This is a genomic window from Bradyrhizobium sp. 62B (assembly GCF_030272265.2).
In the GTDB taxonomy this organism is placed as follows: domain Bacteria; phylum Pseudomonadota; class Alphaproteobacteria; order Rhizobiales; family Xanthobacteraceae; genus Bradyrhizobium.
The window spans coordinates 2,887,795-2,914,437 of record NZ_CP092841.2; the positions used below are offsets into that span (position 1 = coordinate 2,887,795).

A 26,643-nucleotide genomic window follows, 5' to 3' on the forward strand; every position below is an offset into this window, starting at 1 on the left:
TTCATGTCTTGCCCGGCCACTTTGCGCGGTACCTGATTTCGCTGCCATCCGCGAGCCGGCGCCAGGTTCCGAACTCCGGCGTATGCGGCGCGCGGGCGCTCAAGTCGATCGGATAGATCCGGCTCGGTTGGCCCTGGATGTCGACTGCGAGTTGCCGATGCGAGGTTCGAAACGCGAGCTCGACCTCGCCCGCGATGACAGCCTGGTCGCCATCGCGATAAAACGCGGCCTGGTTCACTTTGCCCGGCATGGTGTTGAGGTCGGTCTGCAGTTCGATGGCTATGCCCTGCGCTGATGTCGGGACCTTTGCCCCTGCAGGGAAACGGACTTCGAACACAAGCAGGGGATTGGCGCCGTTCCGGTTGAGCCAGGGCGTCGCCGTCGCATACGCATAGGCAATGTAGATGCCGATCCCGGTGATGCAGAGCAGGGCGAGGACGCCGAGCGACTTCAAGCTATTGCTGGCAATGCTGCCATTGCTGGTTTGCTTGCCCGCACTTCCCATCAGCCAGTTGGCGAGCACGGCGCCTGCGATCGCTCCCATGGGGGAGTAAACGAGCAGTCCCAGCAGCCCCGATGTGATCGGGTCTGCCCGGTTGCCGAAATCGACCAGGGAGAGCAGCACGAAAGTCGCAACATAGCCCGCCATTGCGGCGACCACGCCGATAGCTATGCGTGATGAGCTCTTCATGTCTCCTCGATGGGTCCAGCAATGAACTGCCGCCGCCGAGGGCTGCCTGCGTTAGACGCAGTAGGCCGCAGACTTGTTCAACGCCTTCGAGAGACGATGCTCAGCGGTGCGCCGCCCCGGCTGCGTCACTTCGCCACCACCTCCGGCACTTTGCCCGCCGGCGGGGTGTTGCGGCTGCGCTGGGTGCGCACGATGCCGTCGATGATGGTCATGCCGATGCCGGGGAGGTCGCCGAGCTGCACGCTCTCCAGGATGTTCTTGCCCGGCGAGTGCTGCGCCTTGTCCATGATGACGAAGTCAGCGGAGCGGCCGACCTCGATCAGGCCGCAATCGAGTTCGCGCATCCGGGCGGTGTTGCCTGTGGCGAGGCAGAAGGCGAGTTCGGCCGGCAGCTCCCCGAGCGAGGACAGCATCGAGACCATGCGCAGGATGCCGAGCGGCTGCACGCCGGAGCCGGCGGGCGCGTCGGTGCCGAGGATGACGCGGTGCAGATCGCCCATCTCGCGCGCGGTGCGCAGCGTGAACAGCGCCGAGCGTTCATTGCCGTTGTGCACGAGCTCGAGCCCGCGCTTGCAGCCCTCGCAGATGCAGCGGATCTGGTCGTCGGGCAACGCAGTGTGGCCGCCATTGATGTGGCCGACCACGTCGGTGTCGGCCTCCAGCACCACATCCTTGTCGATCAGGCCGGAGCCGGGGATCGAGGGGCCGCCGGTGTGGATCGTGCTCTGAATGCCGTATTTGCGCGCCCAGCCCACCATCTTTCGTGCGGTCGGGCCGTCCTTGACGCCGCCGAGGCCGACCTCGCCGAGCAGCTTGACGCCGTTGGCGGCCATCTCCTTGAAGTCTTCTTCCACCATCTCGCATTCGATGACAGGTGCGCCGGCGTGAACCTTCACGCCGCCGGGGCGCAAGGTCCAGAACGCGCGCTGGGCGAACACGGCCATGGCCTTCAAGCCGACGACATCGCGCGGGCGGCCGGGCATGTGCACCTCGCCGGCGGAGATCATGGTGGTGACGCCGCCGTGGAGGTAGCTGTCGATCCAGTTGATCTGGTTCTGCCGCGGCGTCCAGTCGCCGGCGACGGGGTGGACGTGGCTGTCGATCAGGCCCGGCGCCACCGTGGTGCCCTGGGCGTCGACGATGGTGGTCGCGCCTTCGATGTCGACGTCCTTGAAGCGGCCGATCGCGGTGATCTTGCCGTTCTCTGCGACGATGGTGTCGCCGTCCAGGATCGGCTTTTCCAGGGCGCCGGACAGGATCAGGCCGATATTGCGGATCACAAGCTTCGAGGGTCCGGTGGCCTGGGGTGCGTCATGCGCCATGGAAGGGGCTCCTTATTCCTAACTGCAACGCTTTCGATCTTGGGCAGCCTTGACCGCGGGATCAAGCAGGATTATTCATTAGTATACGAATGATCGTGTACAAACGACGCATAGCTGGACCGCCTCGACACCCGCAATTGACGCGACAGGGAAGGTGAGATGAGCAATTTCAATCAGGAAAGCGTTTTGAGCGTCCACCATTGGACCGACACGCTGTTCTCCTTCAAGACCACCCGCAGCCCGACCTTCCGCTTCCGTAACGGCGAGTTCACCATGATCGGGCTCAAGGTCGGCGAGAAGCCCTTGCTGCGGGCCTACAGCGTCGCCAGCGCCAACTACGAGGACACGCTGGAGTTCTTCTCGATCAAGGTGCCGGATGGACCGCTGACCTCGCGCCTCCAGCACCTGAAGGAAGGCGACGAGATCATCGTCAGCCGCAAGGCCACCGGCACGCTCGTCATCGACAATCTGGAGGAGGGGCGGAACCTCTACCTCATCGGTACCGGCACCGGCCTTGCGCCGTTCCTGAGCGTGATCAAGGACCCCGAGACCTACGAGCGGTTCGAGAAGGTGGTGCTGCTGCACGGCTGCCGGCACGTGAAGGAGCTCGCCTATGGCGAGATGATCACGCAGACGCTGCCGAAGGACGAGCTGATCGGCGAGTACATTCGCGAGCAGCTGATCTACTACCCGACCGTGACCCGCGATCCCTTCCGCAACCGCGGCCGCATCACCGATCTCATCACCTCGGGCAAGCTGTTCACCGATATCGGCCTGCCGGCCCTGGAAGCCGCCCACGATCGCGTCATGATCTGCGGCAGCCCGGCACTCGTGACTGATACCCGCGTGCTCTTGGGCGAGCGCGGCTTCGCCGAGGGCAATCATGGCGAACCGGCCCAATTCGTGGTCGAAAAGGCCTTCGCCGAGCGCTAAGCCCGCAATAAGACCGTATTTTCGCCGTCGGGCAGGCGTTGCGGCGCCGATTCGGCGCTTGATACACTGTGGGAGCGAATCAGCGGAGTTCCCACATGGTTGCGGACAGCGACAGCAACATCGCCTGGCACCGGGTCCAGTTGAAGAAGAACCGCGCCGAGTTGAAGGCGGTGGAGACCGCGCGCTTCACGATGGGCGAGATCGCCTCATCGAAGCGCAACGGTCAGACCCAGAAGACCATCGCGGAACTCAAGCGGAAGATCGCGCAGTCGGAACGCGTGATCGCCGACCATGACAAGCGCACGCGCCGTCCGCTCGGCACCGACATGCAGAGCCTCAGCAATGGCAGCTGGAGCCACTGGGACTCCTATACCAACCAGCAGCAGCGCAAGACCGGCCAGCGCTCGCCGGGCCGCGGATAGTCGCACCTCGTTCGCAGCCCCCTTGCACCGGCCGCGCCGCGCACCATCTGGGTGACACGCCAGCAATCAGTCCGGTGATCCCATGACAGTGCGCCTCGATTTCACCAGCGAGGCCTTCTTTCGCGATCCGCCCAAGGTCATTGCGAGCTTGCGCATGTCCGGGCCCGTGGTCGCGACACGATTCCCTCTCATCGGCGACGTCTGGATCACCACGACCCATGACGCGACCGCGCAGGTCCTGAAGGACGGCGCGACCTTCACGCTACGCAAGGAAGACGGCGACGTCGCTGGTCTGCGCTGGTGGATGCCGCGATACGTCAGGACCATCGCCAACAACATGCTGACGATGGACGAGCCTGACCATACCAGGCTGCGCAGCATCGTGGATGAAGCCTTTCGCCGCCGCGCGATCGTCGCCATGGAGCCGCGCATCCGTGCCATCGCCGACGGTCTCGCCGACGAGCTGTTCTCGGCGGGACGTCCGGCCGATCTCGTCCAGCGCTACGCCCGCATCCTTCCGCTCGCGGTGATCTCCGAACTCCTGGGCTTGCCGCCGGCGGACCGGCCGAGATTCATCGCCTGGGCCAACGAGATGTCCTCGCTGACCAATGTCGTCAGCTTTTTCCGCCTGTTGTGGGCGTTCCGCAAGATGCGCGCCTATCTCGAACGGCAATTGCAGATCGCCCGTGTGCAGGGCGGCGAAGGCCTGATTGCCGAACTGATCCAGGTCGAGCGCGAAGGCGGCGAGATCTCGCCGGACGAGATGGTCTCGATGGTGTTCCTGCTGCTCGCGGCGGGTTCCGAAACGACCACGCACCTCATCAGCGGTTCCGCCTATGAGCTCCTCAGAAGTCCGGGCTTGCGCGATTGGCTGGAGCAGGACTGGAGCCGTATCGGGCTTGCGGTGGAGGAGTTCCTGCGCTTCGTCTCGCCAGTGCAGTTCTCCAAGCCGCGCTATGTGCGGCGGGATGTCGAGGTCGAAGGCGTCCGTCTGAAGAAGGGTGATCGCGTCATGGTGATGCTCGCCGCCGCGAACATGGATCCGGCGATGCACGACCGCCCGGAAAGCCTCGATCTCGAACGCAAGCCGAACCGTCATTTGTCGTTCGGGACTGGAATCCATTTCTGCCTCGGCCACCAGCTCGCGCGCATCGAGGCGGCTTGCGCGCTGGAAGCGCTGTTCGTGCGATGGCCCCAGCTTGGCTTGGCCGTCGACCCCGTCGATGTCCACTGGCGCAAGCGGCCAGGGCTTCGTGCCATCGCAGAGCTTCCTGTCACGCCAGAGGGGCGCGGAACACATGCCGCGGCGTCTGAGGGCGCGATCGTTGATCGCTCCCTCGCGCGGGCGGACTGAGACGTTCTGGATTCGGCAAATCGTCGCTGGTTATGATCTGCCAGGAACGGTCCCCAGCGCTTGCTGTTGTCATCGGGACTGCGGGCACGCCATGGAACAGGCTCCGCATCCGAGGTTTCCACATCTCCCGGAGGTCAAATCATGACCAGCAAGATGCCACCTATTCCGCCGGAAAATCAGAGCCGCAAGGGAACCGGCGACAGCAAGCAAATGTCCGCTGATCAGACGCCGCGCGGCCAGCAGCGCGCGGAAAATCCGGACCAGCAGGGACAGCAGGGCAACATCAAGCAGAACACGACCAATCAGGGATATCAGCAAGATCGCTGAGGAGGCGACATTCCATGTCGACATCCACCAAGACACCAGGCAGCATTCGCCAGGGTGGCCCCCGGCGCTTCGCACGAGAACGCGAAGGCGCCGCTGGAGGTCAAGAAGCCGCCGGCTGACAATGCGCAGCGCAGCCATAGCCGCGTCTCGGGTGGCGGAGGCGAGCAGGACTCGCATCACGCGCACGACGAGGCGGGCAAGGGCGGCGGCAGATAAAGATTGAATCCGATGCGAGGCCTGCAACGGAAGCTCTAACGAGGATCACGGCAAGAGGAGAGACCGATGCCATCTGGGCACGGCAGCAAGACGCATTTCAGATCCGGCATGCATGGCAAGGGCGACGGCACCGGCGGCATGACCGAAATCCCCAAGGAGATGATCGGCGACAACATGGTCCTGTCCAACCGCGACAAGAAGCAGCATTCGGACATCCGCGGCATGGACGGCAAGACGATCCAGACCGAACAATATCAGGATCATTCAGCCAACCGGCTCGACGGGAAGCCGGAGGCTGACGAGACCTGAGAGCGTTCCTCCCCGACCAACTCGCGGATCGGGTTCAGCCGGTCCGCTTTTTTGTCGGCGCGAGATCGCGCTCCCAGCCGAACACGGAGCGGCCGTCGAGATCGGGCGAAGCCGCGCGCTCGCCGGCGATGTAGGCCTCAACGGAAGGCCCGCGCGCGGAGCGCTCCAGCCGCCGTGCCTGATCGTCGAGCCGTTTCATCGCCTGCATCTCCTCGTCGCGTCCGAGCTTGGCGTTCTGGATCGCGCCCTTCAGCACGCGAATGGTCTCGTCATAGACCTTGATCGGGACGGGATAGGGATGCCGGTCCTTGCCGCCATGGGCGAGCGAGAAGCGCGCGGGGTCCTTGAAGCGATAGGGCGCGCCGTGCACGACCTCCGCGACCATCGCGAGTGAGCGAACGGTGCGCGCGCCGACGCCGGGCGTCAGCAGCAATTCCGGGAAGTCGACCGGGCCGCGCTCGGCTGCGGCGGCGAGCGTGCCGTGCAGGCGGCGCGCGAACACGTCCTTGGGCCTGACATCGTGATGCGCGGGCATGATCAGATGCGGCAGCATGGCCTGCGCCGGCTCGGGCGCGGTCCCGACCAGCCGTTCGAATTCGGAGACGATGCGATCGGGGCCGAGATCTCCCAAGAGATCGAGCTGCGCGCTGCGCGAGATGTCGGCGCGATGGTCGGTGAGATTGACGATCTCGCCCTGTTGCGGCCCGTCGATCGCGCTATGCGGCGTATCGACGAAGCTCTTGAGCGCCTCGGAATGCCAGTGATAGCGGCGAGCCTGGCGCTTGTCGCCGTTCATGCCCTGCTGCACCACGGTCCATTTGCCGTCGGCGGTGACGAAGAAGCCGTGGAGATAGAGGTCGAAGCCGTCCTGCACGGCCGCGCTGTCGACCTTCGCCACCAGCCGGCTGGCGCGGGTCAGCTTCGCGCCGTCGAATCCGACGCGCTCGCCGAGTTGCATCAGCTCGTCCGGTGTCTTGCGCGAATGCTGGCCGCGGCCGCCGCAGACATAAATCCCGAGCTCTTCCTGAAGCGGCCCCAGCCCGCGCTTCAACGCGCCGATCACCGAGGTCGTGATCCCCGAGGAGTGCCAGTCCATTCCCATCACGGCGCCGAACGACTGGAACCAGAACGGATGGGACAGCCGCTGCAGAAATGCATCACGACCGTAATGATGCACGATGGCCTGTGTGACGATCGACCCGAGCGAAGCCATGCGGCTCGCCAGCCAGGGTGGAACCCGTCCGGTGTGCAAGGGAAGATCGGCGCTGCCGCTACGTCGAGTCATGGGTGTCGCAAATTAGCCCAGTTCGGCAACGCTTGCACCTGGGGAATGCTGCGTTGCACAGGGCGGGGGAGCGAAGCCGGCCGAGATGCGTTGAGCTGGCTACGCGAAGACAAGGACGGGGACAGCAATGAATTGGCAGGCTCTCATGGCCGACATCGACAGGATGTTCGGCTGGATACCGTCGTGGTTCATCGGCCTCGGCCTCGTTGTGGGAGCAATGCTCCTGGCGCTGTCGCTGTACCGGATCGCCACATGGCTGCTGAACCGCGCCTTTGGCACCCGCCTTCCGCTTCTCGGCGTGTTCATCGAACGCACGTCCGGTCCGGCCCAGCTGGCGCTATGCCTGGCCGCCGTGGCATTGGTTCTGCCGCTCGCGCCGCTCGACGACAACATCCGTACGCCCTTGATGCGGCTGTTCGTCGTCGCCGTCATCGCCCTGATCGGCTGGATCTCGATCAGGGTCGTCGACATGAGCGCGGCGCGCTACCTGCAGAATTTTCGCGATGTCACTGAGAATTTCGTCGCGCGCAAGCACGTCACGCAGGTCCGCGTGTTCAAGCGCGTCACCGACACCATCATCGTCGTCATCACCGTGTCAACCGCGCTGATGACGTTCGACTCCGTAAGGCAATACGGCGTCAGCCTGTTCGCATCGGCCGGTGCCGCCGGTATCATCGTCGGTCTTGCCGCGCGGCCGCTCTTGAGCAACCTGATCGCCGGCTTGCAGATCGCGATCACCCAGCCGATCCGCATCGAGGATGCGGTGATCATCGAGAACGAGTGGGGCTGGGTCGAGGACATCGCCTCGACCTATGTCGTGATCCGGCTGTGGGACTGGCGCCGCATGGTGGTGCCGCTGTCTTATTTCATCGAAAAACCGTTCCAGAACTGGACCCGCGACACCGCGTCCCTGATCGGCGTGATCGCGCTCCATGTCGATTATCGCGCCGACGTTCCGCGCATCCGGCGCTGGCTGGAGGATGCGGTGAAGCAGTCCAAGCTCTGGGACGGGGCGGTGGTCAATCTCCAGGTGATCGACGCGGACTCGCGCACCATCGAGCTGCGGGCGCTGGTCAGCGCGCGGAACGCGCCGCAATCCTGGGACCTGCGCTGCGAGATCAGGGAAAAGCTCGTGGCCTTCATTCGCGACGAGATGCCTGAAGCGCTGCCGCGCGATCGCGCGATCCTGATCCCGTCGGCCGACGACGATGGCGATCTCCTCCAGCGCGTCGCACCGCAGAAAATGCGGGCGAGCGCGCGCAATTGACCCTCCGCGCGATCAGCCGGCGCCGACCACGGCGGCGTCGGCCGGCCCCTGTGCGCGCGGTCGCCGCTTGCGCAATGTCCGTCGCGCCCAGATCAGGAGGCCGGTCGACAGAAGCGTCAACAGCGCGATTGACGTCACGACATTGAGCGGCGAGGCGATCAGGGCCGACCAGTTTCCTTCATGGATCAGGCGCGGCCAGTTGCGCGGCAGCGGTGTGACCTCAGACGATGTGACGGCGTAGGCGCGCAGCTCTCCGCCATCATAGAGTCTCGCCATCATGCTGCCCCCGCGGATGCGGATCGAGATCACGTGCGACAGCTCATGCGAGCCTGCGATCATGCGTATCGCATCTGGCAGGGCGAGCGGGCGGCCAGCCGCGGCGGGCGCAGGCGAAGTCTGAAACGTCAGGCCGAACGCCATGAAAAGGCCGGTCAGCGGACTGAGCAGGATCAGCGGCAACGTGAACCACGCTGTTCCCTTGTGCCATCCGGAAAGCGTGTTGCGCAGCCGCGGCAGTCCCATGACGAGACCGAGCAGCAGGATGATCACCATCGCCAGCGTGGATGCCGTCACCAGCCAGGCCTGCCCCATGAGACGTTCATGCGTGAAGCGCGCCCAGAGGAAGACATTCGACAGGGTTGAACCCGCCGCGGCGGCTTCCCCGGTTGCAAGATCGATTGCGGGAAGATTGGTACCCTGCAGCGTCATGTGCCGGCTGCCCGCGTCGATGGCGAGCCCGCGCGCCTTGCCGTCGGGATCGTACTTCTTCACCAGCTCGATGACACGGCCGGCCTCGATCGCGGGACCGCCAATGCCACTCGTTTGCACGAGCGGCTCGATGGACAGGATGAGGCCGGTGACGATGATCGCGAACAGGGGAAGAGCAAAGACCAGAGTGATCCAGCGATGGAGTCGCAACAATAATGGTTTGCTCATTCGTCGTCCTCGGTGTTCTCAAGACCGTGCTCGCGCAGAGCCGTGCAAAACACAAATGACGCTTTGTCCATGTTGTTGCGTTGATTTGCAGCAACGGAATTAAAGTTCGCTGATGCATATTTCGGTCGCGCGCAGCCTCACTGCGCGCGGATGTTGGCAGCCTTCAGCACCGGCTCCCATTTGGTCGCCTCGGCGTGCATATAGGCGTCGAACTCCTTGGCGGAGGAGCCGACTGGAGTCGCGCCGATCTTGCCGAGCGTCGACAGGACGTTTGCATCCTGCAGCGCAGCCTTGAGATCGGTCTCGAGCTTCGCGACGATCTCGGGCGGCATCTTGGCCGGACCAAGCACGCCTCACCAGACCGAGACGTCATAGCCGGGGACGCCGGATTCCGCGACGGTCGGCACATCAGGCAGCGCCTTGGAGCGTTCGGCCGAGGTCACGGCGAGCGCCCGCACCGGGCCGCCTTCGAGCTGGCCGATCGCTTCGGCGAGCGGGTTGATGCTGAGCGGGATCTCGCCCGCGATCACGGCCGTCAGCGCCGGCGCGCCGCCCTTGTAGGGAATCGCGACCATCTTGGTGCCGGACATGTGCTTGAGCAGCTCGCCGGCGAGATGCGCCGAGGTGCCGTTGCCGGACATGCCGTAGGAGAGCTTGTCCGGCTCTTTCTTCGCCGCAGCGAGCAGATCGCCGAGCGTCTTGTAGGGACTGTCCTTGGCCACGACGATCGCGAGCGGCGAGGAGGCGACTTCCGTGATGGCCGTAAAGTCCTTGAAGGTGTCGTAAGGCACGCTCGGATAGATAAACTGGTTGAGCGGATGGCCGCTCGCCACCAGGATCAGCGTGTAGCCGTCGGGCGCGGCCTGCGTCAGCGCCTGCGAGGCGACGATGCCGCCGGCGCCGGGCCGATTGTCGACCACCGGCTGCTGGCCCCAGGTCTTGGCCAGCGCCTGGGCGAGCGTGCGCGCGAGCACGTCGACCGCGCCGCCGGCCGCGTAAGGCACCAGGATGTGGACCGGCTTGCTCGGATAATTGTCTGCCTGCGCGGCGTTGCCTGCCAGCAACAGACCGGCCCCGAGCATCAGACGGCCGATCTTCTTGTTCAAACCCAGCATTTCCCAGCACTCCTGAGGGCATTCGCGCACGATCGCACGCTGCCCATGGTTTTTGTTGACGAGACCTGATCTTTTGTACGATAGTACAAATCACATGGTACGCAAGCCCACCAGCAAGGAAACGGCCCGGAAGCCGAATATGCGCGAGGCAATCCTCGCCGCGGCCGAGGAGCTCTTCGCCACCAACGGCTTCAATGCCGTATCGGTGCGCGACATCGCCCAGGCCGCCGGGGCCAATCCCGGCAGCGTGACCTATCATTTCAAGACCAAGGACGGCCTGCTGCTGGAGATCTATCGGCGGCATTGCGGGCCGATGAACCTGCGCCGTTCCGAGCTGCTCGCGGCGGCGAGGCGCGTGCGCGATCTCCAGGACCGGCTGGAAGCGATCGTGCGGGCCTATGTGGTGCCGGCCTTCACCTCGGGCAGCGATCTCGCCGGCGGCGGGGCGCGGTTCACGCGGCTGCGCGCGGTGATGTCTGCGGAAGGCAACGAGGTCGCGCGAAAGATCATCGCGCAGACATTCGACGACACCAGCCACGCCTTCATCGATGCGATCCACGAGAGCCTGCCGCACATTCCGCGCACCGACATCGTCTGGCGCAGCCACTTCCTGCTCGGCGCGCTCTATTATTCGCTGGTGACGCCGGACCGCGTTTCGCGCCTGTCGCGCGGCGAAGCCGACGGCGGCGATCCCGCAGGGGCGATCGAGCAGCTGGTGCAGGCGACGGTTGCCTCGTTCCAGGCGCCGCCGCTCGATCAGGCCGCGCCGGCACGGCGCCGGCCGGTCGTCAGCAGCAAGACCTGAAAGAAGCCACCGCGGGGAGGCGCGTAGCGCTTCCGCTCGCAAGCGGACGATGTGACGGGGTGTTGGAGACATGAACAGGCGGGAGTGCTTGCATCTTTTGACCGGGCTGGCAGGCGCCGCGCTCGCGAACGAAGCGCGCGCGCAAGGCGTGGAGCCGAAAGTTATGCCGACGATCACGCCACCGGATCCAAATCCCAAGATTCCGTCGTTCAAGCTGCCGGCAAAATCCTGCGATAGCCACACCCACATCTTCGGCCCGGCGTCCCGTTATCCCTTCGCGGAGAAGCGTCCCTACAACACGGCCGATGCGCCGCTGGAGGCGTTCCGTAGCGTGCATGAGACGATCGGCGTCGAGCGCTGCGTCATCGTGAATGCGACCGTGCACGGCATCGACAATCGCGTCGTCACCGATGCCATCGCCCAGAGCGAGGGCGCCTATAAGGGCATTGCCAACGTCAATGACGAGATGAGCGAGAAGGAGCTGGCGGCGCTCGACAAGGCCGGCATCTGCGGTTGCCGTTTCGCTTTCCTCAAGCGCCTCGGCGGCGTCGGCGACATGAGCAAGTTCCAGCGCATCGTGCACCGCGTCGCCGAGTTCGGCTGGCATATCGACGTCTATTTCGAGCCGGGCACGATCGCCGAATTTGCGCCGATCCTGACCGCGCTGCCGACGCCCTACGTGATCGACCACATGGGCACGGTGCAGGCCGCGAAGGGGCTCGACGATCCCGGCTTCACGGCGCTGCTCGACCTTCAGAAGAAGGACGAAAAGTGCTGGGTGAAGATCACCGGCCTCGAACGGGCCTCGAGCGCCGGCAAGCCGTTCCACGACGCCGTGCCGTTCGCGAAGGCGCTGATCGACAATGCGCCCGACCGTGTCCTCTGGGGTACCGACTGGCCGCATCCCAATGTCAAGGTCATGCCGAATGACGGCGACCTCGTCGACCTGATCCCGCTCTACGCGCCCGACGCAAAGATCCAGCACAAGCTGCTGGTCGACAATCCCGCGCGCCTGTTCAAATTCAGCTGATGAATATGATGTACACGCCGACCATTCCGCCGCCCGATCCGAACACGCGCACGCCGAAGTTCAAGCTGCCGAGGCTGTCTTGCGACGCGCATTGTCACATCTTCGGACCTGGCGCGAAATACCCCTACGCGCCCGACCGTTCCTACACGCCGCCGGATGCGCCGCTCGAGGATTTCAAGGCATTGCACGCCAAGCTTGGTGTCGAGCGCGCGGTCATCGTCAATGCCAGCGTGCACGGCACCGACAACACGGTCGCGCTCGATGCCATCGCGCAGAGCAACGGCGCCTACCGCGCGGTCGCCAATATCGACGACACCATCACCGAAAGCGGGCTTCGCGTGCTGCACGAGGGCGGCTTCCGCGGCTGCCGGTTCAATTTCGTCCGGCATCTCGGCGGTGTTCCCGACAAGCGCGCGTTCGACCGCATTGTCGCGATGGTCACCCCGCTCGGCTGGCACATCGACCTGCATTTCGACGCGATCGACCTGCCTGACTATGCCGACATGCTGACGAAGCTGCCGCTGAGTTACACCATCGACCACATGGGGCGCGTGAAGGGCTCCGAAGGGCTCGACCAGCTGCCGTTCAAGATCCTGATCGAGCTGATGCAGCGCGACGAGAAATGCTGGGTCAAGATCTGTGGCTCGGAACGGGTGTCGTCGGCCGGCCCGCCATTCACCGACGCGGTGCCTTTTGCGCGAAAAATCGTCGAGACCGCGCCGGACCGCATCATCTGGGGCACCGACTGGCCGCACCCCAACGTCAAGGCGATGCCGAATGACGGCGACCTCGTCGATCTCATTCCGCTGTTCGCACCGGAGCCGGAGCTTCAGCAGAAGATCCTCGTCGACAATCCTGCGCGCCTGTTCGAGTTCGACCGATGACGGCGCTCTCGATCGACAAGCCGCGCGGCCGCGCCTGGTGGAAGGAGCTCTGGATCCAGGTGCTCATCGCCATGGCGGCCGGCATCGCGCTTGGGATCGTCAGCCCCGAGGCTGGCGCCAAGATGCAGCCGCTTGGGGACGCCTTCATCAAGGCGATCCGGATGCTGATCGCGCCGATCATCTTCTGCACCGTCGTGCACGGCATCGCCCATATGGCCGACATGGCGCGCGTCGGGCGCGTCGCGGTCAAGGCGATCGTCTATTTCGAGATCATGACCACGATTGCGCTGATCATCGGCCTCGTCGCGGTCAATCTGCTCAAGCCCGGCGTCGGCATGAACATCGATCCTGCCAGCATCAATGCCAGCGCGATCGAGCCATACGTCAAGCAGACCGGTGCGATCGGCTTCGTGCCGTTCCTGATGAACATCGTGCCTGCGACCTTCATCGGCGCCTTCGCCGAGGGCAACATTCTGCAGGTTCTGTTCATTTCCGTGTTGTGCGGCTTTGCACTGGTGCAGCTCGGCGAGCGCGGCGCGCCGCTGGTTCATCTGATCGACGTCGCCGCCAAGATGGTGTTCGCGGTGGTCGGCATCGTGATGTGGGCGGCGCCGATCGGCGCGTTCGGCGCCATCGCGTTCACGGTCGGCAAGTTCGGCGTCGGCTCGCTGGCCTCGCTCGGAAAGCTCCTGGGCGGCTTCTATCTGACGTGCCTGGTGTTCATCGTCGTGGCGCTCGGCCCCGTCGCGCGGCTCTGCGGCTTTTCGCTGCTCAAGCTGATCCGCTATATCTGGGAGGAACTGCTGATCTGCGTCGCCACGACCTCGTCCGAGACGGTGTTGCCGCGGATGCTGATCAAGCTGGAGAAAGCCGGCTGCGAGAAGAGCGTGGTGGGGCTGGTGATCCCGACCGGCTATTCCTTCAATCTGGACGGCACGTGTCTTTATCTCGCCGCGGCCTCGGTGTTCCTGGCGCAGGCGACCAACACGCCGTTCGGGCTCGCCGAGCAGATCGAGTTGCTGCTGATCCTGCTGGTGACCTCCAAGGGTGCGGCGGGAATCGCCGGGGCGGCCTTCGTCGTGCTGGCGGCGACGCTCTCGGCCACCGGCACGATTCCTGTCACGAGCGTCGCGCTGGTGCTCGGCATCCATCGCCTGATGTCGCAAGGGCTGACCCCGACCAATCTGATCGGGAACGCGGTTGCGACCATCGCGATTGCCAAATGGGAGGGCGCGCTCGATGGCGAGCGCCTGAGGCGCGTGCTCGACGGTGAGGAACAGGCGGCCGTCGCAGCTTGAGGAACTTGCTCCCCGCATGAAGCAGGGAGCCTATGCTTACGAATGAAATAGGGGAGTTCGTCCCATGAAGACAGGTCTCGTGGTCACCGCCCATCCCGGCGATTTCGTCTGGCGCGCCGGCGGCGCCATCGCGCTGCATGCGAAGAAGGGCTATCGCATGAAGATCGTTTGCATGTCCTTCGGCGAACGAGGCGAGAGCCAGTTCGCCTGGAAGGAGAAGGGCGCGACGCTGGAATCGGTCAAGGCCGGCCGCAAGGACGAGGCGGAGCGGGCGGCCAAGCTTTTGGGCGCCGAGATCGAGTTCTTCGACTGCGGCGACTATCCACTGAAGCTCACGGAAGCGCATTTCGACCGCATGGTCGACATCTACCGCGAGCTCAACCCCAGCTTCGTGCTGACGCACGCGCTGGAAGATCCCTATAATTTCGATCATCCCAATGCGGCGCATTTCGCGCAGGAGACGCGTGTGGTCGCGCAGGCGATGGGCCACAAGCCCGGCGCGCAATACAAATACTCCGCGCCGCCGGTGTTTCTGTTCGAGCCGCACCAGCCGGAGCAATGCAATTACAAGCCGGACACGATCCTCAAGATCGACGAGGTCTGGAAGGAGAAATACGAAGCGTTCCAGATCCTCGCCGCGCAAAAGCACCTCTGGGGCTATTACGAGCGTGTCGCGCTCAACCGCGGCATCCAGGGCAGCCGCAACACCGGCGTGCCCATGACCTATGGCGAGGCCTATCAGCGCCTGTTCCCGACGGTTGCGGAGGAGCTGGCATGAAGCCGGTCGTCGTTCGCAACATCAAGCGTGCCGATCCCGCCGGCATGGCGGAATACGGCGTCTCGACCGTGCACGAAGCCTATGGCCGCATCGGTCTGATGAAGCCCTATTTGCGGCCCGTCTGGCCGGGTGCTGCGATTGCCGGTCCCGCCGTCACCGTGCTGGCGCAGCCTGGCGACAACTGGATGATCCATGTCGCCGTGGAGCAGTGCAGGAAGGGCGACATTCTCGTCGTCGGCTGCACCACCGACAATACCGACGGCATGTTCGGCGAGCTGCTGGCGACCTCGCTGCAGGCGCGCGGCGTGCAAGGGTTGATCATCGATGCCGGCTGCCGCGACGTCAAAGCGCTGCACGAGATGAAATTTCCGGTGTGGTCGCGTGCCGTCTCGGCCAAGGGCACGGTCAAGGCCACACTCGGCTCGGTCAACGTCCCCGTTGTCTGCGCCGGCGTCAACGTCGATCCCGGCGACATCGTCGTCGCTGATGACGATGGCGTCGTCGTGGTGCCGAATCGCTATGCGGCCGAGGTCGCCGAGAAGGCGAAGAAGCGTAGCGCGGACGAGGGCGGCAAGCGCAAGCGGCTCGGCTCCGGCGAACTCGGCCTCGACATGTACAGCATGCGCGAGGCGCTGGCGAAGGCGGGCCTCGTCTATGTCGACAATCCCGAGGATGTCTGAAGGTTAGCGGAGCGGGCGGATGGATCGTCTCAAGCTGAAGGCCGTGCTCGGCAGTCACCCCCATGTCAAGGCGGTGAAGAGCGGCGAGCTCCGCTCCGACCTCTTCGATCTCGACTTCATCGACTACACGCCGACCAACACAGCATTCAAGCCGATGGTGCGCGAGCAGGCGTTTGATGTCTGCGAGATGGCGATCGTCACCTATCTGATGGCGAAGGCGCATGGCAAGCCGCTGGTGCTGCTGCCGGCGACCATGCTCGGCCGCTTCCAGCACTCCTACGCGCTTTATAATCCTGCGAAGGGACCGCTCAGCCCATCCGGTCTCGAAGGCAAGCGCGTCGGCATCCGCTCGTTCACGACCACGACCGGCGCCTGGATCAGGGGCATCCTCGCCAACGACTATGGCGTCAACCTCGACAGGATCAATTGGGTCACCTTCGAGGATCCGCACGTCGCCGAATATGTCGACACCACCGAGCGCGCCCCGAAGGACAAGAAGATCCTGCAGATGCTGCTCGACGGCGAGCTCGATGCCGTGCTTGGCGAAACCTCTGATAACCCCAAGCTCAAGTCTCTCTTCCCTGATCCGGTCGCGGAAGCCGCCAGATGGTACGCCCGGCGCGGCGTGGTGCCGGTCAATCATCTCGTCGTCGTGACCGAGCAGCTCGCGAAATCGCGCCCCGATGTGGTCGCTGATGTCTATGATCTGCTCAAGCGCAACAAGGAGCAGATGGGGCCTGCGGCAGCACCCGATCTCCTTCCATTCGGGATCGCGGCCAACAGGAAGCCGCTCGAGCTGATCGTCGACTACGCCTTCCAGCAGGCGTTGATCCCGCGCCGCTATGCGGTCGAGGAGCTGTTCGACGCGACGACAGGAGGATTGAACTGATGGCGGATCCGAAGCGCTGGCAGATCGGGCTGGTCGGATATGGCGAGGTCGGCCGGATCCTGGCTGAGGATCTGCGCCAGCAGGACATCAAGGTCTCCGCCTACGACATCAAGCTCGGTGGCGAGCAAGGTGCACCGCTGAAAGAGCATGCGACGAAATTCGGCGTGACGCTCGCGACTTCGCACGCCGAACTGACGGCGAAATGCGACTTCATCATCTCCGCCGTCACCGCCAGTCAGGCTGTTCCGGTGGCAAAGGCCTGCGCCGCCGCGCTCAACCAGGGCACCTGGTTCCTCGATTTCAATTCGGCCTCTCCCGGTGCCAAGCAGCGCGCGGCGGACCTGATCGATGGCGGGGGTGGTCGCTATGTCGAGGGCGCGGTGATGACCTCGGTGCCGCCTTATCGCATCAAGGTGCCGCTGCTGCTCGGCGGGCCCGGCGCGAAGGAGCTGGAGCCGCTGCTGAATGCGATCGGTTTTGCGGCGAAGGTCGCCAGCGACAAGCTCGGCGTGTCCTCAGCGGTGAAGATGTGCCGCAGCATCATGATCAAGGGTCTCGAGGCCATGGTCATTGAAAGCTTCACCACCGCGCGCGCCTATGGCGTCGAGGATGCCGTGCTGGCCTCGCTCGCGGAGACGTTTCCCGCCATCAATTGGGAGAAGCAGGGCGCCTATTTCTTCCAGCGCGTGATCGAGCACGGCCGCCGCCGTGCCGAGGAGATGCGGGAGGTCGCCGAGACCGTGCGCGAGGCGGGCCTGACACCATGGTCCGCACAAGGCACGGCCGAGCGTCAGGCCTGGGTGGCCGATCTCGCCGATGAAGGGCTGTTCGGCGCCAGGGGCACCAAGGAGTTCGCCCGCAGCGCGGATTGGCGGACCGAGGCAGACCGGATATTGGCGAAGATCAAACGCTGACGCCGAACCCATGCGTTCGGCTCAAGACCCTGCCGTCGTCGCGATAGTTCGAGATTTCGTCGCGGGCGAGCTCGATCAGATCGACCAGGCTCTTGGCCTTGCGCACGACCTGCTCCTTGGCGGGCGCCGTGCGGAACTCGGCGAGGATCATGCGGATGCACTTGTCGGCGGTATCAAGCGTCCAGAGTGCGCGGGTCATGTCGTCCTGCGTGTGGATCGCCGAGATATCGAGGTCAGATAGAACTTCGCCGATTCCATTCAGTCGCTTGACGGCCGTTTCGGCAGGCGTGTTGGCCCGAATGGAGCGATAATCGATGCTACTGAATGCGCTGAACATGTACAGACTTTCCCACTGAACCCACCTGGTTCAGAGCGCCCCTTTCGTATGATCCGGGCGGCTCTTGCGCAATGCGCAGGGCTACGGTCCGGGATTCTACCGGACTCACATTTTGGACAAAATCGGTTGTGAAATCAGAGCGCAGGATTGGACAATCGGCTGCGTTCCCGACCATTTTACCGCTAAGACTTCGACCGGAAAACGGGTTCAGCGCCCGGGGCGGAACAGGGCAGGCCGCTGCCGCTGAAATGTCTGTCGGCCGCGCTTGAAGCCCATCAGGACATCAGGTAGCTCGGCCACGGCAAAGCGGCTATCCCTGGTATCGAGCACGATGAGATCGGCGGGATTTCCGATCCCGATGCCGTAGTCGTCGAGGTTCATCAGCCGTGCCGGCTGTTCGGTCACGAGATCGAGGCAGGTGTCGAAATCGTTCACCGAGGCGTGCGCGACATTGGCGTAGAAGTTCGCCATCCGCAGCAACGAGGCGTCGCCGAACGGCGTGAAGGGATTGAGCACATTGTTGGTCGCGACCGAGCACACGACGCCATCGCCCGCGAGCTTGTGGACGAGTGTCAGCCCGCGCGGCGCGTTGTGGGTGGCCTCGCGCCCCATCAGATAGAGATCGGTCGCGGGCAGCACGGTGACGGCGACGCCGGCTCTTGCCAGTTGCGCGGTGGCAGCCTTCATCCGCTCCGGCGGTAGGGCCGAGAGTTTTGTCGCGTGGCCGATCGTGACCCGCCCGTGATAGTTGCGGCGCTCGGTCTGCCGGCAGACTTCGTCGAGGTGGCACCAGGAGGGATCGAGGTCGAAATCCAGGTGAAGGTCGACGTCGACGTCGAATTCCTGCGCGAGATCGAAGATGCGCTCCAGATGCGCGTCCGGATCGGTGTCGGTATAAGGACAGCCGCCGATCACCTCGCCGCCGTCGCGCAACGCCCGGATCAGCAAGTCCTCAGCCCCGGGGTCGTTGGTCAGGCCTTCCTGCGGGAAGACGCAGAGCGACAGGTCGATCGCCCAAGCGTAATCGCGCCTCAGCGCCTTCACGGCCTCGAAACTGCGCAGGCCGATCCGTGGATCGATCTCCACATGCGTGCGCATGCGCGTCGTGCCGTGCACGATCGCGCGCTCCAGCACCTTGGCACCGCGGGAGTAGACGTCCTCGACGGTGAAGTCGCGCTTCATCGCCGACACCGCCCGGATGGCATCACCGAGGCTGCCGTGATCATGCCCGCAGCGGTCGAGCAGGCAGGCCTTGTCGAGGTGGATATGGGTATCGACGAAGCCGGGCAGGGCGAGATGCCCGCCGAGATCGACCTCGACCGCTTCGCAGGCGAGCCGTGGCTCGATCGCGGCGATCCGGCCGTCCTTCACGCCGATGTCGACGGGCGCGGCGGATGATCGCAGCAGTGCGTTACGGAAGATCAGGTCGAAGGCAGGCTTGGTGATCATGGGCTCTTGCGGACGGAGTTTAGAGCAATCAGCCGGGATCGGCGGCTCCAGATTGTCGGCAGTGTAGCGAGGCAAATGTTCAAAATATATGCATGGATCTTGCGCAGGTGGCGGTAGTATTCCATCAATCCCGGGAGAACCAGCCATGTCCGTTGCCGTCAGAACCGAAGCTGCTCATTTGTCCGACGCCGCGATCGTGGAGGCCTATCTCACGGCATCGATGATCCCCGATCCGGACGCTGCCGCAGCCTATATGGCACCGGGCACGGTGATCACCTTCACCGGCGGAAACACGTTCGATCATCCACGCGGCCCGACCGCCTTCAACGCCAAGCGCTACCGCTGGGTCAAGAAGAAGATGGACCGGTTCGACGTCTGCCCCGGCGACGGCGAGACCGTGGTCTACAGCATCGGCACGCTCTACGGCGAGTGGAAGGACGGCACCCCGTTCGAGGGCAACCGTTATGTCGACCGCTTCGTGGTCCGTAATGGCGAGATCACCAAGATGGATGTCTGGAACGACAGCGCCGAGCGCATCCTGGTCCAGCGCGGCATCGACGCGTAAGCGCGTCTCGTCGTATCGAAAGCTGCGATAGCTGCTAGGCACGGGCACGTCTGGCGACTTGAGCGATGCTGCGCTATCAAATCCCGCTTGCGCCCGGCATGGAGGCGCGAGACCCCTTGAGGAGCAGCCGATGCGTCTACCTATCGTTATCCTGGCCCTGACATGTCTTGCCGGTGCGGCCTCGGCCGAAGATCTGTCGGGCACGCTCCAGAAGATCAAGGAGACCAAGAAGATCACCCTCGGCTATCAGGAGGCCTCGGTCCCGTTCAGCTATCTGGACGGCAACCAGAGGCCGGTCGGTTTTGCCATCGATATCTGCCTTAAGATCGTCGACGCCGTGAAGAAGCAGTTGGGCATGCCCGACATCGCCGTCGACACGCTCGCCGTGACCTCGTCGAACCGGATCCCGTTGATGGTCAACGGCACGCTCGATCTGCACTGCTCGGCGACCACCAACAACGCCGATCGCCAGAAGCAGGTCGCCTTCACCAACACGCATTTCCTCAGTGCGACGCGGTTCGCCGCCAAGAAGGCCGCGAAGATCAACACTATCGACGATCTCAAGGGCAAGGCGGTCACGGCCGTCGCCGGCTCGGTCAACCTGACGCAGCTCGCCAAGGTCAATACCGAACGCAATCTCGGCATCAATCTGATGCCCGCGAAGGACCAGGCCGAGGCTTTCCTGTTGCTGGAAACCGACCGGGCCCAGGCCTACGCACTCGATGACGTGCAGCTCGCGGTCGCGATCGCGCGCTCCAAGGAGCCGCAAGCCTTCATGATCAGCGAGGAAGCGTTCTCCAAGCCGGAGCCTTACGGCATCATGCTGCGGCGGGAGGATGCGCCGTTCAAGGCGCTCGCCGACCGCGCCACGGCGGAGCTCTACGCCAGCCCCGAGATCGAGGTGCTCTACAAGAAATGGCTGCAATCGCCGACGCCGCCGAACGGCCTCAACTACAACGTCCCGATGTCGTCCGCCTTGCGCAACGCCTTCAAGAAACCGAGCTCCAGCGCAGATCCGGATGTGTATACGGTGAACTGAGGCGAGGGCGGGGAGCTACTGCGCCCTCTCCCCTTGTGGGAGGGGGCATCTCCGCCTTATCGCGGCAAGATACGCGCCCTTGCTTCACCCGTTCGAATACTTCTTCAGCTCGAACCGCGCGATCTGGTTCCGATGCACTTCATCCGGACCGTCGGCGAGACGCAGCAGCCGCGCGGTGGCGTAGGCCTGGGTCAGGCCGAAATCGTTCGAGGTGCCACCGCCGCCATGGGCCTGGATCGCCCAATCGATGATCTGGCAAGCCATGTTGGGCACGGCGACCTTGATCATGGCGATCTCGGCTTTCGCGACCTTGTTGCCGACTGTGTCCATGGCAGAGGCGGCGTTGAGCGTCAGCAGCCGGGCCTGCTCGATCATGATGCGGGCTTCCGCAATACGCTCCTGAGTCACCGTCTGCTCGGAGACTGGCTTGCCGAAGGCGACGCGGCTGCGCACCCGCCGGCACATCTTCTCCAGCGTGCGCTCGGCAAGGCCGATCAGCCGCATGCAGTGGTGGATGCGGCCGGGCCCGAGGCGGCCCTGCGCGATCTCGAAACCGCGGCCTTCGCCGAGCAGCATGTTTTCCTTCGGGACGCGGACATTGGTGAAGACGACCTCGGAGGCCCGGTCAGGCACGCCGTAGAACCCGAACACCGGCAGCGGGCGTTTCACCTCGATGCCAGGCGTCTCCATCGGCACCAGGATCATGGATTGCTGCTTGTAGCGGTCGGGATTGTCAGGGTCGGTCTTGCCCATGAAGATGCAGATCTTGCAGCGGGGATCGGTTGCGTTGGTCGTGTACCATTTGCGCCCGTTGATGGCGTAATGGTCGCCGTCCCGCACGATCGAGCTCTCGATGTTGGTCGCATCGGATGATGCGACCGCGGGCTCGGTCATGGCGAAGCAGGAGCGGATTTCGCCGGCGAGCAATGGCTTCAGCCAGCGTTCCTTGTCCTTCTCGGTGCCGTAGCGCTCCAGCACCTCCATGTTGCCGGTGTCGGGCGCCGAGCAGTTGAACACCTCGGGCGCGAGATGCGAGCGGCCCATCACCTCGCAGAGCGGGGCATATTCGAGATTGGTGAGACCCGCGCCATGGCTGCTCTCGGGCAGGAACAGATTCCAAAGACCTTCCGCGCGTGCCAGCGGCTTCAGCTCCTCGACGACAGGATAGACCTTCCAGGGTCCGAGCTCCTCCGCCTCGCGATAGAAGCGCTCCTCGTTCGGGTAGATGTGCCGGTCCATGAAGCTCTCGAGTTTGCGCTTGAGCTCGACGACCTTCGGCGACATCGGGTAAAGCATCTTTCGTTCCTCAATCGATGGACGGAATCTTCTTGGGCGCACCGGCTTAAGCGACGCGATACTCTTTAAATTTCTCGCGCAGCGCCGACTTCAGCACCTTGCCGGTCCCGGTCATCGGAAACTCGTCGAGGAATTCGACGGCGTCCGGCATCCACCAGTTCGCGATTTTCGGGCGCATATGGTCGAGCAGCGTCTTGCCGTCAACCGTCGCGCCCTTCTTGCGGACGACGAGGAGGAGGGGGCGTTCCTGCCATTTCTCATGGTGGATCGCGACGACGGCAGCCTGCAGCACATCGGGATGCGACAGTGCGACGTCCTCGAGCTGGATCGAGGAGATCCACTCGCCGCCGGACTTGATCACGTCCTTGGAGCGGTCGGTCAGTGTGACGTGGCCTTGAGGATCGATCACGGCCATGTCGCCGGTGATCAGCCAGCCGTCGCGGTCGAGACCTTCGTCCAGCTTCATATAGCCGGAGGCGACCCAGGGGCCGCGGGCTCGGAGATGGCCGACGGTCTTGCCGTCGCGCGGCAGCTCGTTGCCGGCATCGTCGACGATGCGCAAGGCGGTGCCGAAACAGGCGCGGCCCGACACCTGGCGCCGATCGAATTTCTCCTTCTCGCCGAGGTGCTCGGAGCCGGGCCGCAGGCCCGGCATGGAGCAGCCCAGGGCCTCGGTCATGCCCCAGGCCTGGATGTAGTCGATGCCATAATCGCGCTTGAGCTTCTCGACCATCGCGCGAGGCGGGGCCGAGCCCGACGACAGCGTTGCGCGCAGGGTGGAGAACCTATTGCCGGTGCGACCGAGCCAGTCGAGCAGGATCAGCCAGAAGCTCGGCACGCCGGCCGAGAGCGTCACCTTCTCGCCTTCGAGCAGTTCATAGAGTTTATCGGGCTCGTAGTTGCGGCCGGGCAGCACCAGCTTCGAACCGGTGTAGGGCGCGGTGAACGGCATGTTCCAGCCATTGCCGTGGAACAGCGGCGCCATCGGCATCATCACTTCGCGCACGCCTTCGACATGGCCCGGCAGGAAGTCGAAATTGCAGCAAGTCATGGTCTGCAGGATTGCGGCGCGATGCGAATAGATCACGCCCTTCGGATTGCCCGTCGTGCCCGATGTGTAGCAGATCGTGGATGCCGATTTCTCGTCGAACTCCGGCCAGGCGAAGCCGGCCTCGTTCTCCTTGTCGAGCAGGTCCTCATAACAATGCACGTTGGCAAGCTTGGTCTCGGGCATCCTCTCGCGCGAGGACATCACGACGAAAGCCTCGATCGTCGTCAGCTGCGGCGCAATCGCCTCGACTAGCGGCAGCGTGGCGCGGTCGATGAACAGCAGGCGGTCTTCGGCGTGGTTGATGATGTAGACGAGTTGCTCGGGAAACAGCCGCGGGTTGATGGTGTGCAGCACATAGCCCATGCCCGGCGCGGCATAGAACATCTCGAAATGACGGTGCGTGTTCCAGGCCAGCGTCCCGACGCGGTCGCCTTGCTTCATGCCGAGCCGCTTCAATGCCAACGCCATCCGCTTGATGCGCGGGTGGGCGTCCGCATAGGTATAGCGATGAATGTCGCCCTCGATCTCGCGCGCGACGATCTCGGCTTCGCCGTGATAGTCCGCGGCATACTGGATCAGGCCACTGATCAGAAGCGGCATGTCCATCATCAATCCCTGCATGGTCTCCTCCGGAAGCCACGTCGTTGCGTGGCGCACGCGTGTGATTTGCGCGCGAGGTTAGCGGAACGTCCGGCAGCGTTCACGCAAAAAACAGCGGACGCGATTGCATGCGTCACTTTTTCAGGGCTAACGTGAGATGAGCTGCCGGCGAAGCAGCGCTCGTCTTGGAGGAATGCATGTCAGCGGAAAGACACAAGACCGGTGCAGCCGGCGAACCTACCGTCGATATCGCAGGTCTCCGTGCGCGCTATCGCGACGAGCGTGACCGCCGCTTGCGTGCCGAGGGCAAGGCCCAGTATGTCGAGGCAGCGGGCGATTTCGGTCGCTACCTCGACGACCCCTGGGCCGATCCCGGATTTGCGCGCGCACCTGTCAGTGAAGAGACCGAGGTGCTTGTCGTCGGCGGCGGCTTCGGCGGGCTGCTTTGCGGCGCGCGTTTGCGCGAGGCCGGCATCGATGATTTCCGCATCGTGGAAAAGGCTGCCGATTTCGGCGGCACCTGGTATTGGAATCGTTATCCCGGCGCTGCCTGCGATACCGAGAGCTATATCTATCTGCCGCTGCTGGAAGAGACCGGCTACATGCCGGTGCGCAAATACGCGAGGGCGCCGGAGATCTACGAGCACTCGCGCCGCATCGGCCGTCATTTCAAGCTTTACGAGCGCGCGCTGTTTCAGACCGTCATCTCGCGGATGGTGTGGCAGGAGCGGAAGGCGCGCTGGCTGGTCGAGACCGATCGGGGCGACCGGATCCTTGCCCGCTTCGTCATTCTCGCGGGAGGTCCGCTCAGCCGGCCGAAGCTGCCGGGCATTCCCGGCATCGAGACCTTCAAAGGTCACAGCTTTCATACCAGCCGGTGGGACTACGGCTACACCGGCGGCAACGCCGATGGCGGCCTGACCGGACTTGCCGACAAGCGCGTCGGCATCATCGGCACCGGTGCCACCGCCGTGCAATGCGTGCCGCATCTCGGCCGTTCGGCAAAGGAGCTCTATGTCTTCCAGCGCACGCCGTCGGCGATTGGCGTGCGCGATGATCGCGCGACCGATCAAGGCTGGGCGGATAGCCTGACGGCGGGCTGGCAGCGCGAGCGCATGGACAATTTCACCGCCGTGATCTCGGGCGAGCCGTTCGAGCGGGACCTGGTGCAGGACGGCTGGACCGGCCTGCTCGGCGAGATCCTGCTGGCGCCGCGTCGTCAGCCGCAGCCGGTGACCTCGATGGAGGAGGCGCTGAAGGTGATCGAGCAGGCCGACTACCGCAAGATGGAGGAGATCCGCGCCCGCGTCGACGCCGTCGTCAAGGACAAGGCGACGGCGGACGCGCTCAAGCCCTGGTACAAGGCGTTCTGCAAGCGGCCATGCTTCCACGACGAATATCTCGACATCTTCAATCGCCCGAACGTGCATCTTGTCGACACCAACGGGCAGGGTGTCGAACGCATCACCGAGAATGCGGTGATCGTCGACGGCAAGGCCTACGAGCTCGACTGCCTGATCTATGCCAGCGGTTTCGAGGTCGGCACCGACTACGCCCGCCGCATGGGCTTCGAGGTCTATGGCCGCGATGGCATGAGCCTGTCCGAGCGCTGGCGGGACGGAGTCAAGACCATGCATGGCTTCTACAGCCGCGGCTTCCCGAACTGCTTCCTGATCGTCACGGTGCAGGCCGGTCAGAGCGCCAACTTCCCGCACATCATCGACGAGCAGTCGCGACACATTGCCTATGTCATCGATCAGGCGCGCAAGCGCGGCGCCAGAACGCTGGAGCCGACGCTCGCCGCCGAGAACGCCTGGGTCGAGGAGGTCGTCAAGGCCGCGATCGGCCGGCAGACCTATCTCGCGGAATGCACGCCCGGCTACTACAACAACGAAGGCGTGTTCGATCCGATCGCGGCGAGAAACAGCCAGTATTGGCGCGGGCCGGTGGCATTCCTGCGCTTGCTCGACAAATGGCGCAAGGAAGGCAATCTGGAGGGACTCGAACTGACCTCGGAGGACGGCTTCGCGGTTCCGGCCCGAACGGCATGATCCCGGCCCCGACAGGCGCGACCCGGCTCTACGTCATCGTCGGCGATCCCATCGCCCAAGTGCGCTCTCCGGCAGGCGTGAGTGCCGCCTTCGCCGCGCGGGGGCACGACGGCATTCTCATGCCCGTTCAGGTCGCGCCGGTGGATTTGCCCGATTTCCTTGCGGTCGCGGCGCGGCTGAAGAACCTCGACGGCATCGTCGTGACCATCCCTCACAAATTCGCCTGCTATCTGGCTTGCGCAAGTGCGACCGACCGTGCGCATTTCCTGGGCGCCGTCAATCTGATGCGCCGGCGCGCCGATGGTGCGTGGCATGGCGACATGGTGGATGGTCTCGGCTTCGTCGGTGCGGCGCGGGCGAAGGGGATCGATCCGCAGGGAATGCGGGCGCTGCTTGTCGGCGCCGGCGGTGCCGGTTCGGCGATTGCACGCGAACTGGTCGAGGCCGGCGTCAGCGAGCTTGCCGTTCATGACAGCTCAACTGAGCGCCGCGACGTCTTGATCGGCCGGCTCAACGCTCTCGGCAAGGCGCCGGTGCAGGCCGGCACCAGGGATGCCCAAGGCTTCGATTTTGTCGCCAATGCGACGCCCGCTGGGATGAAACAAGGCGACCCGCTCCCGGTCGATGTCACGCGGCTCGCGCCATCGGCCTATTGCGGCTGCGTCATCACCAGGCCCGAGGTCTCGCCGTTCATCGCAGCGGCCCGAGAGCTCGGCTGTGTCACGGCCACCGGCACGGACATGTACCAGCAGCACCAGGGCATCATGGTGGATTTCCTGCTGGGAACGGATGAGGCGTGA

The 26,643-nt window shown here is 64.3% G+C and carries 26 protein-coding genes and 2 pseudogenes; 19 read left to right on the forward strand and 9 right to left on the reverse strand.

The features are described 5' to 3' along the window. Position 1: 1 nt before the first annotated feature. Positions 2-691, reverse strand: coding sequence for a hypothetical protein (locus ML401_RS13445; RefSeq protein WP_376717359.1), 690 nt, complete (start codon positions 689-691; stop codon positions 2-4). A gap of 125 nt (positions 692-816) precedes the next feature. Further along, positions 817-2,013, reverse strand: coding sequence for an amidohydrolase family protein (locus ML401_RS13450; protein WP_211418157.1), 1,197 nt, complete (start codon positions 2,011-2,013; stop codon positions 817-819). A gap of 159 nt (positions 2,014-2,172) precedes the next feature. On the opposite strand from ML401_RS13450, the gene ML401_RS13455 reads away from it, so the two are divergent. The 6 genes and pseudogenes from ML401_RS13455 (at position 2,173) to ML401_RS13480 (ending at position 5,574) form a co-directional block, all read left to right on the forward strand. Continuing rightward, the gene (locus ML401_RS13455; RefSeq protein WP_212066735.1) at positions 2,173-2,946 is read left to right on the forward strand and encodes a ferredoxin--NADP reductase; all 774 of its coding nucleotides are present in this window, start codon (positions 2,173-2,175) and stop codon (positions 2,944-2,946) included. A gap of 95 nt (positions 2,947-3,041) precedes the next feature. Then, on the forward strand, positions 3,042-3,368 hold the full coding sequence (locus ML401_RS13460; RefSeq protein WP_194407499.1) for a hypothetical protein: 327 nt from the start codon (positions 3,042-3,044) through the stop codon (positions 3,366-3,368). An 82-nt stretch (positions 3,369-3,450) separates the two neighbouring features. Further along, positions 3,451-4,722 carry a cytochrome P450 gene (locus ML401_RS13465; protein WP_285812204.1) on the forward strand — a complete coding sequence of 424 codons (1,272 nt, stop codon included), beginning with the start codon at positions 3,451-3,453 and terminating at the stop codon, positions 4,720-4,722. Positions 4,723-4,863: 141 nt separating this feature from the next. Beyond that, positions 4,864-5,049: a hypothetical protein gene (locus tag ML401_RS13470; protein WP_194407501.1), complete on the forward strand. Its 186-nt coding sequence runs from the start codon at positions 4,864-4,866 to the stop codon at positions 5,047-5,049. A 14-nt stretch (positions 5,050-5,063) separates the two neighbouring features. After that, a pseudogene (locus ML401_RS13475) lies at positions 5,064-5,265 on the forward strand (hypothetical protein). Between the two features lie 66 nt (positions 5,266-5,331). Beyond that, complete coding sequence (locus ML401_RS13480; protein WP_194407503.1) at positions 5,332-5,574, forward strand: hypothetical protein; 243 nt, start codon at positions 5,332-5,334, stop codon at positions 5,572-5,574. A 34-nt stretch (positions 5,575-5,608) separates the two neighbouring features. On the opposite strand, the gene ML401_RS13485 is transcribed toward ML401_RS13480, so the two are convergent. Further along, positions 5,609-6,859 (reverse strand): DUF763 domain-containing protein, encoded by a 1,251-nt coding sequence (locus tag ML401_RS13485; RefSeq protein WP_285812205.1) that lies wholly within the window; start codon positions 6,857-6,859, stop codon positions 5,609-5,611. 127 nt (positions 6,860-6,986) lie between these two features. Between ML401_RS13485 and ML401_RS13490 the strand changes: the two genes are divergently transcribed. Beyond that, positions 6,987-8,126, forward strand: coding sequence for a mechanosensitive ion channel family protein (locus tag ML401_RS13490; RefSeq protein WP_211418153.1), 1,140 nt, complete (start codon positions 6,987-6,989; stop codon positions 8,124-8,126). A gap of 12 nt (positions 8,127-8,138) precedes the next feature. Here ML401_RS13490 and ML401_RS13495 read toward each other — a convergent pair whose 3' ends face one another. Together ML401_RS13495 and ML401_RS13500 are read right to left on the reverse strand one after the other, a co-directional pair. After that, positions 8,139-9,062 carry a PepSY-associated TM helix domain-containing protein gene (locus ML401_RS13495; protein ID WP_285812206.1) on the reverse strand — a complete coding sequence of 308 codons (924 nt, stop codon included), beginning with the start codon at positions 9,060-9,062 and terminating at the stop codon, positions 8,139-8,141. A 137-nt stretch (positions 9,063-9,199) separates the two neighbouring features. Beyond that, positions 9,200-10,177 (reverse strand): annotated as a pseudogene (locus tag ML401_RS13500) (tripartite tricarboxylate transporter substrate binding protein). 94 nt (positions 10,178-10,271) lie between these two features. Between ML401_RS13500 and ML401_RS13505 the strand changes: the two are divergent. From ML401_RS13505 to ML401_RS13540, 8 genes are all read left to right on the forward strand, one after another. After that, positions 10,272-10,982, forward strand: a complete 711-nt coding sequence (locus tag ML401_RS13505; RefSeq protein WP_194407507.1) for a TetR/AcrR family transcriptional regulator — start codon at positions 10,272-10,274, stop codon at positions 10,980-10,982. 70 nt (positions 10,983-11,052) lie between these two features. Next, positions 11,053-12,012 carry an amidohydrolase gene (locus ML401_RS13510; protein ID WP_211418150.1) on the forward strand — a complete coding sequence of 320 codons (960 nt, stop codon included), beginning with the start codon at positions 11,053-11,055 and terminating at the stop codon, positions 12,010-12,012. Beyond that, a complete protein-coding gene (locus ML401_RS13515; RefSeq protein WP_285812207.1) occupies positions 12,012-12,896 on the forward strand; it encodes an amidohydrolase in 885 nt (294 codons plus the stop codon). The genes ML401_RS13510 and ML401_RS13515 overlap by 1 nt, the downstream gene beginning before the upstream one ends. Then, positions 12,893-14,194, forward strand: coding sequence for a C4-dicarboxylate transporter DctA (gene dctA, locus ML401_RS13520; protein ID WP_285812208.1), 1,302 nt, complete (start codon positions 12,893-12,895; stop codon positions 14,192-14,194). Before ML401_RS13515 ends, dctA begins: the two co-directional genes overlap by 4 nt. 64 nt (positions 14,195-14,258) lie before the next feature. Next, positions 14,259-14,972 (forward strand): PIG-L deacetylase family protein, encoded by a 714-nt coding sequence (locus ML401_RS13525; protein ID WP_211403268.1) that lies wholly within the window; start codon positions 14,259-14,261, stop codon positions 14,970-14,972. Beyond that, positions 14,969-15,652, forward strand: coding sequence for a 4-carboxy-4-hydroxy-2-oxoadipate aldolase/oxaloacetate decarboxylase (locus ML401_RS13530; protein ID WP_212066704.1), 684 nt, complete (start codon positions 14,969-14,971; stop codon positions 15,650-15,652). Before ML401_RS13525 ends, ML401_RS13530 begins: the two co-directional genes overlap by 4 nt. Positions 15,653-15,671: 19 nt before the next feature. Further along, positions 15,672-16,541 carry a hypothetical protein gene (locus ML401_RS13535; RefSeq protein WP_285812210.1) on the forward strand — a complete coding sequence of 290 codons (870 nt, stop codon included), beginning with the start codon at positions 15,672-15,674 and terminating at the stop codon, positions 16,539-16,541. After that, complete coding sequence (locus ML401_RS13540) at positions 16,538-17,455, forward strand: DUF1932 domain-containing protein (protein ID WP_285812673.1); 918 nt, start codon at positions 16,538-16,540, stop codon at positions 17,453-17,455. Before ML401_RS13535 ends, ML401_RS13540 begins: the two co-directional genes overlap by 4 nt. On the opposite strand, the gene ML401_RS13545 is transcribed toward ML401_RS13540, so the two are convergent. Together ML401_RS13545 and ML401_RS13550 are read right to left on the reverse strand one after the other, a co-directional pair. Beyond that, positions 17,445-17,792 (reverse strand): hypothetical protein, encoded by a 348-nt coding sequence (locus ML401_RS13545; RefSeq protein ID WP_285812211.1) that lies wholly within the window; start codon positions 17,790-17,792, stop codon positions 17,445-17,447. The genes ML401_RS13540 and ML401_RS13545 overlap by 11 nt on opposite strands. A 207-nt stretch (positions 17,793-17,999) precedes the next feature. Further along, on the reverse strand, positions 18,000-19,241 hold the full coding sequence (locus tag ML401_RS13550; RefSeq protein WP_285812212.1) for an amidohydrolase family protein: 1,242 nt from the start codon (positions 19,239-19,241) through the stop codon (positions 18,000-18,002). 145 nt (positions 19,242-19,386) lie between these two features. On the opposite strand from ML401_RS13550, the gene ML401_RS13555 reads away from it, so the two are divergent. Together ML401_RS13555 and ML401_RS13560 are read left to right on the forward strand one after the other, a co-directional pair. Further along, positions 19,387-19,806: a nuclear transport factor 2 family protein gene (locus tag ML401_RS13555; protein ID WP_285812213.1), complete on the forward strand. Its 420-nt coding sequence runs from the start codon at positions 19,387-19,389 to the stop codon at positions 19,804-19,806. 130 nt (positions 19,807-19,936) lie between these two features. Continuing rightward, positions 19,937-20,845: an amino acid ABC transporter substrate-binding protein gene (locus tag ML401_RS13560; protein ID WP_285812214.1), complete on the forward strand. Its 909-nt coding sequence runs from the start codon at positions 19,937-19,939 to the stop codon at positions 20,843-20,845. An 84-nt stretch (positions 20,846-20,929) separates the two neighbouring features. Here the strand turns inward: ML401_RS13560 and ML401_RS13565 are convergent, their stop codons facing one another. Both ML401_RS13565 and ML401_RS13570 read right to left on the reverse strand, forming a co-directional pair. Further along, positions 20,930-22,141 (reverse strand): acyl-CoA dehydrogenase family protein, encoded by a 1,212-nt coding sequence (locus tag ML401_RS13565; protein ID WP_285812215.1) that lies wholly within the window; start codon positions 22,139-22,141, stop codon positions 20,930-20,932. A 46-nt stretch (positions 22,142-22,187) separates the two neighbouring features. Continuing rightward, positions 22,188-23,813, reverse strand: a complete 1,626-nt coding sequence (locus ML401_RS13570; RefSeq protein ID WP_211418140.1) for a long-chain fatty acid--CoA ligase — start codon at positions 23,811-23,813, stop codon at positions 22,188-22,190. Between the two features lie 176 nt (positions 23,814-23,989). Between ML401_RS13570 and ML401_RS13575 the strand changes: the two genes are divergently transcribed. Further along, complete coding sequence (locus ML401_RS13575; RefSeq protein ID WP_285812216.1) at positions 23,990-25,843, forward strand: NAD(P)/FAD-dependent oxidoreductase; 1,854 nt, start codon at positions 23,990-23,992, stop codon at positions 25,841-25,843. After that, positions 25,840-26,643 carry a shikimate dehydrogenase gene (locus tag ML401_RS13580; RefSeq protein ID WP_285812217.1) on the forward strand — a complete coding sequence of 268 codons (804 nt, stop codon included), beginning with the start codon at positions 25,840-25,842 and terminating at the stop codon, positions 26,641-26,643. The genes ML401_RS13575 and ML401_RS13580 overlap by 4 nt, the downstream gene beginning before the upstream one ends.

Bases quoted from the DNA above. Each gene is read 5' to 3' on its own strand.
- ML401_RS13470 (WP_194407501.1), top strand. From the start codon at position 4,864: ATGACCAGCAAGATGCCACCTATTCCGCCGGAAAATCAGAGCCGCAAG.
- ML401_RS13515 (WP_285812207.1), top strand. From the start codon at position 12,012: ATGAATATGATGTACACGCCGACCATTCCGCCGCCCGATCCGAACACG.
- ML401_RS13445 (WP_376717359.1), bottom strand. From the start codon at position 691: ATGAAGAGCTCATCACGCATAGCTATCGGCGTGGTCGCCGCAATGGCG.
- ML401_RS13455 (WP_212066735.1), top strand. From the start codon at position 2,173: ATGAGCAATTTCAATCAGGAAAGCGTTTTGAGCGTCCACCATTGGACC.
- ML401_RS13530 (WP_212066704.1), top strand. From the start codon at position 14,969: ATGAAGCCGGTCGTCGTTCGCAACATCAAGCGTGCCGATCCCGCCGGC.
- ML401_RS13535 (WP_285812210.1), top strand. From the start codon at position 15,672: ATGGATCGTCTCAAGCTGAAGGCCGTGCTCGGCAGTCACCCCCATGTC.
- dctA (WP_285812208.1), top strand. From the start codon at position 12,893: ATGACGGCGCTCTCGATCGACAAGCCGCGCGGCCGCGCCTGGTGGAAG.
- ML401_RS13580 (WP_285812217.1), top strand. From the start codon at position 25,840: ATGATCCCGGCCCCGACAGGCGCGACCCGGCTCTACGTCATCGTCGGC.
- ML401_RS13480 (WP_194407503.1), top strand. From the start codon at position 5,332: ATGCCATCTGGGCACGGCAGCAAGACGCATTTCAGATCCGGCATGCAT.
- ML401_RS13485 (WP_285812205.1), bottom strand. From the start codon at position 6,859: ATGACTCGACGTAGCGGCAGCGCCGATCTTCCCTTGCACACCGGACGG.
- ML401_RS13575 (WP_285812216.1), top strand. From the start codon at position 23,990: ATGTCAGCGGAAAGACACAAGACCGGTGCAGCCGGCGAACCTACCGTC.
- ML401_RS13505 (WP_194407507.1), top strand. From the start codon at position 10,272: ATGGTACGCAAGCCCACCAGCAAGGAAACGGCCCGGAAGCCGAATATG.
- ML401_RS13570 (WP_211418140.1), bottom strand. From the start codon at position 23,813: ATGCAGGGATTGATGATGGACATGCCGCTTCTGATCAGTGGCCTGATC.
- ML401_RS13550 (WP_285812212.1), bottom strand. From the start codon at position 19,241: ATGATCACCAAGCCTGCCTTCGACCTGATCTTCCGTAACGCACTGCTG.
- ML401_RS13490 (WP_211418153.1), top strand. From the start codon at position 6,987: ATGAATTGGCAGGCTCTCATGGCCGACATCGACAGGATGTTCGGCTGG.
- ML401_RS13465 (WP_285812204.1), top strand. From the start codon at position 3,451: ATGACAGTGCGCCTCGATTTCACCAGCGAGGCCTTCTTTCGCGATCCG.
- ML401_RS13555 (WP_285812213.1), top strand. From the start codon at position 19,387: ATGTCCGTTGCCGTCAGAACCGAAGCTGCTCATTTGTCCGACGCCGCG.
- ML401_RS13560 (WP_285812214.1), top strand. From the start codon at position 19,937: ATGCGTCTACCTATCGTTATCCTGGCCCTGACATGTCTTGCCGGTGCG.
- ML401_RS13450 (WP_211418157.1), bottom strand. From the start codon at position 2,013: ATGGCGCATGACGCACCCCAGGCCACCGGACCCTCGAAGCTTGTGATC.
- ML401_RS13545 (WP_285812211.1), bottom strand. From the start codon at position 17,792: ATGTTCAGCGCATTCAGTAGCATCGATTATCGCTCCATTCGGGCCAAC.
- ML401_RS13510 (WP_211418150.1), top strand. From the start codon at position 11,053: ATGAACAGGCGGGAGTGCTTGCATCTTTTGACCGGGCTGGCAGGCGCC.
- ML401_RS13525 (WP_211403268.1), top strand. From the start codon at position 14,259: ATGAAGACAGGTCTCGTGGTCACCGCCCATCCCGGCGATTTCGTCTGG.
- ML401_RS13565 (WP_285812215.1), bottom strand. From the start codon at position 22,141: ATGCTTTACCCGATGTCGCCGAAGGTCGTCGAGCTCAAGCGCAAACTC.
- ML401_RS13495 (WP_285812206.1), bottom strand. From the start codon at position 9,062: ATGAGCAAACCATTATTGTTGCGACTCCATCGCTGGATCACTCTGGTC.
- ML401_RS13460 (WP_194407499.1), top strand. From the start codon at position 3,042: ATGGTTGCGGACAGCGACAGCAACATCGCCTGGCACCGGGTCCAGTTG.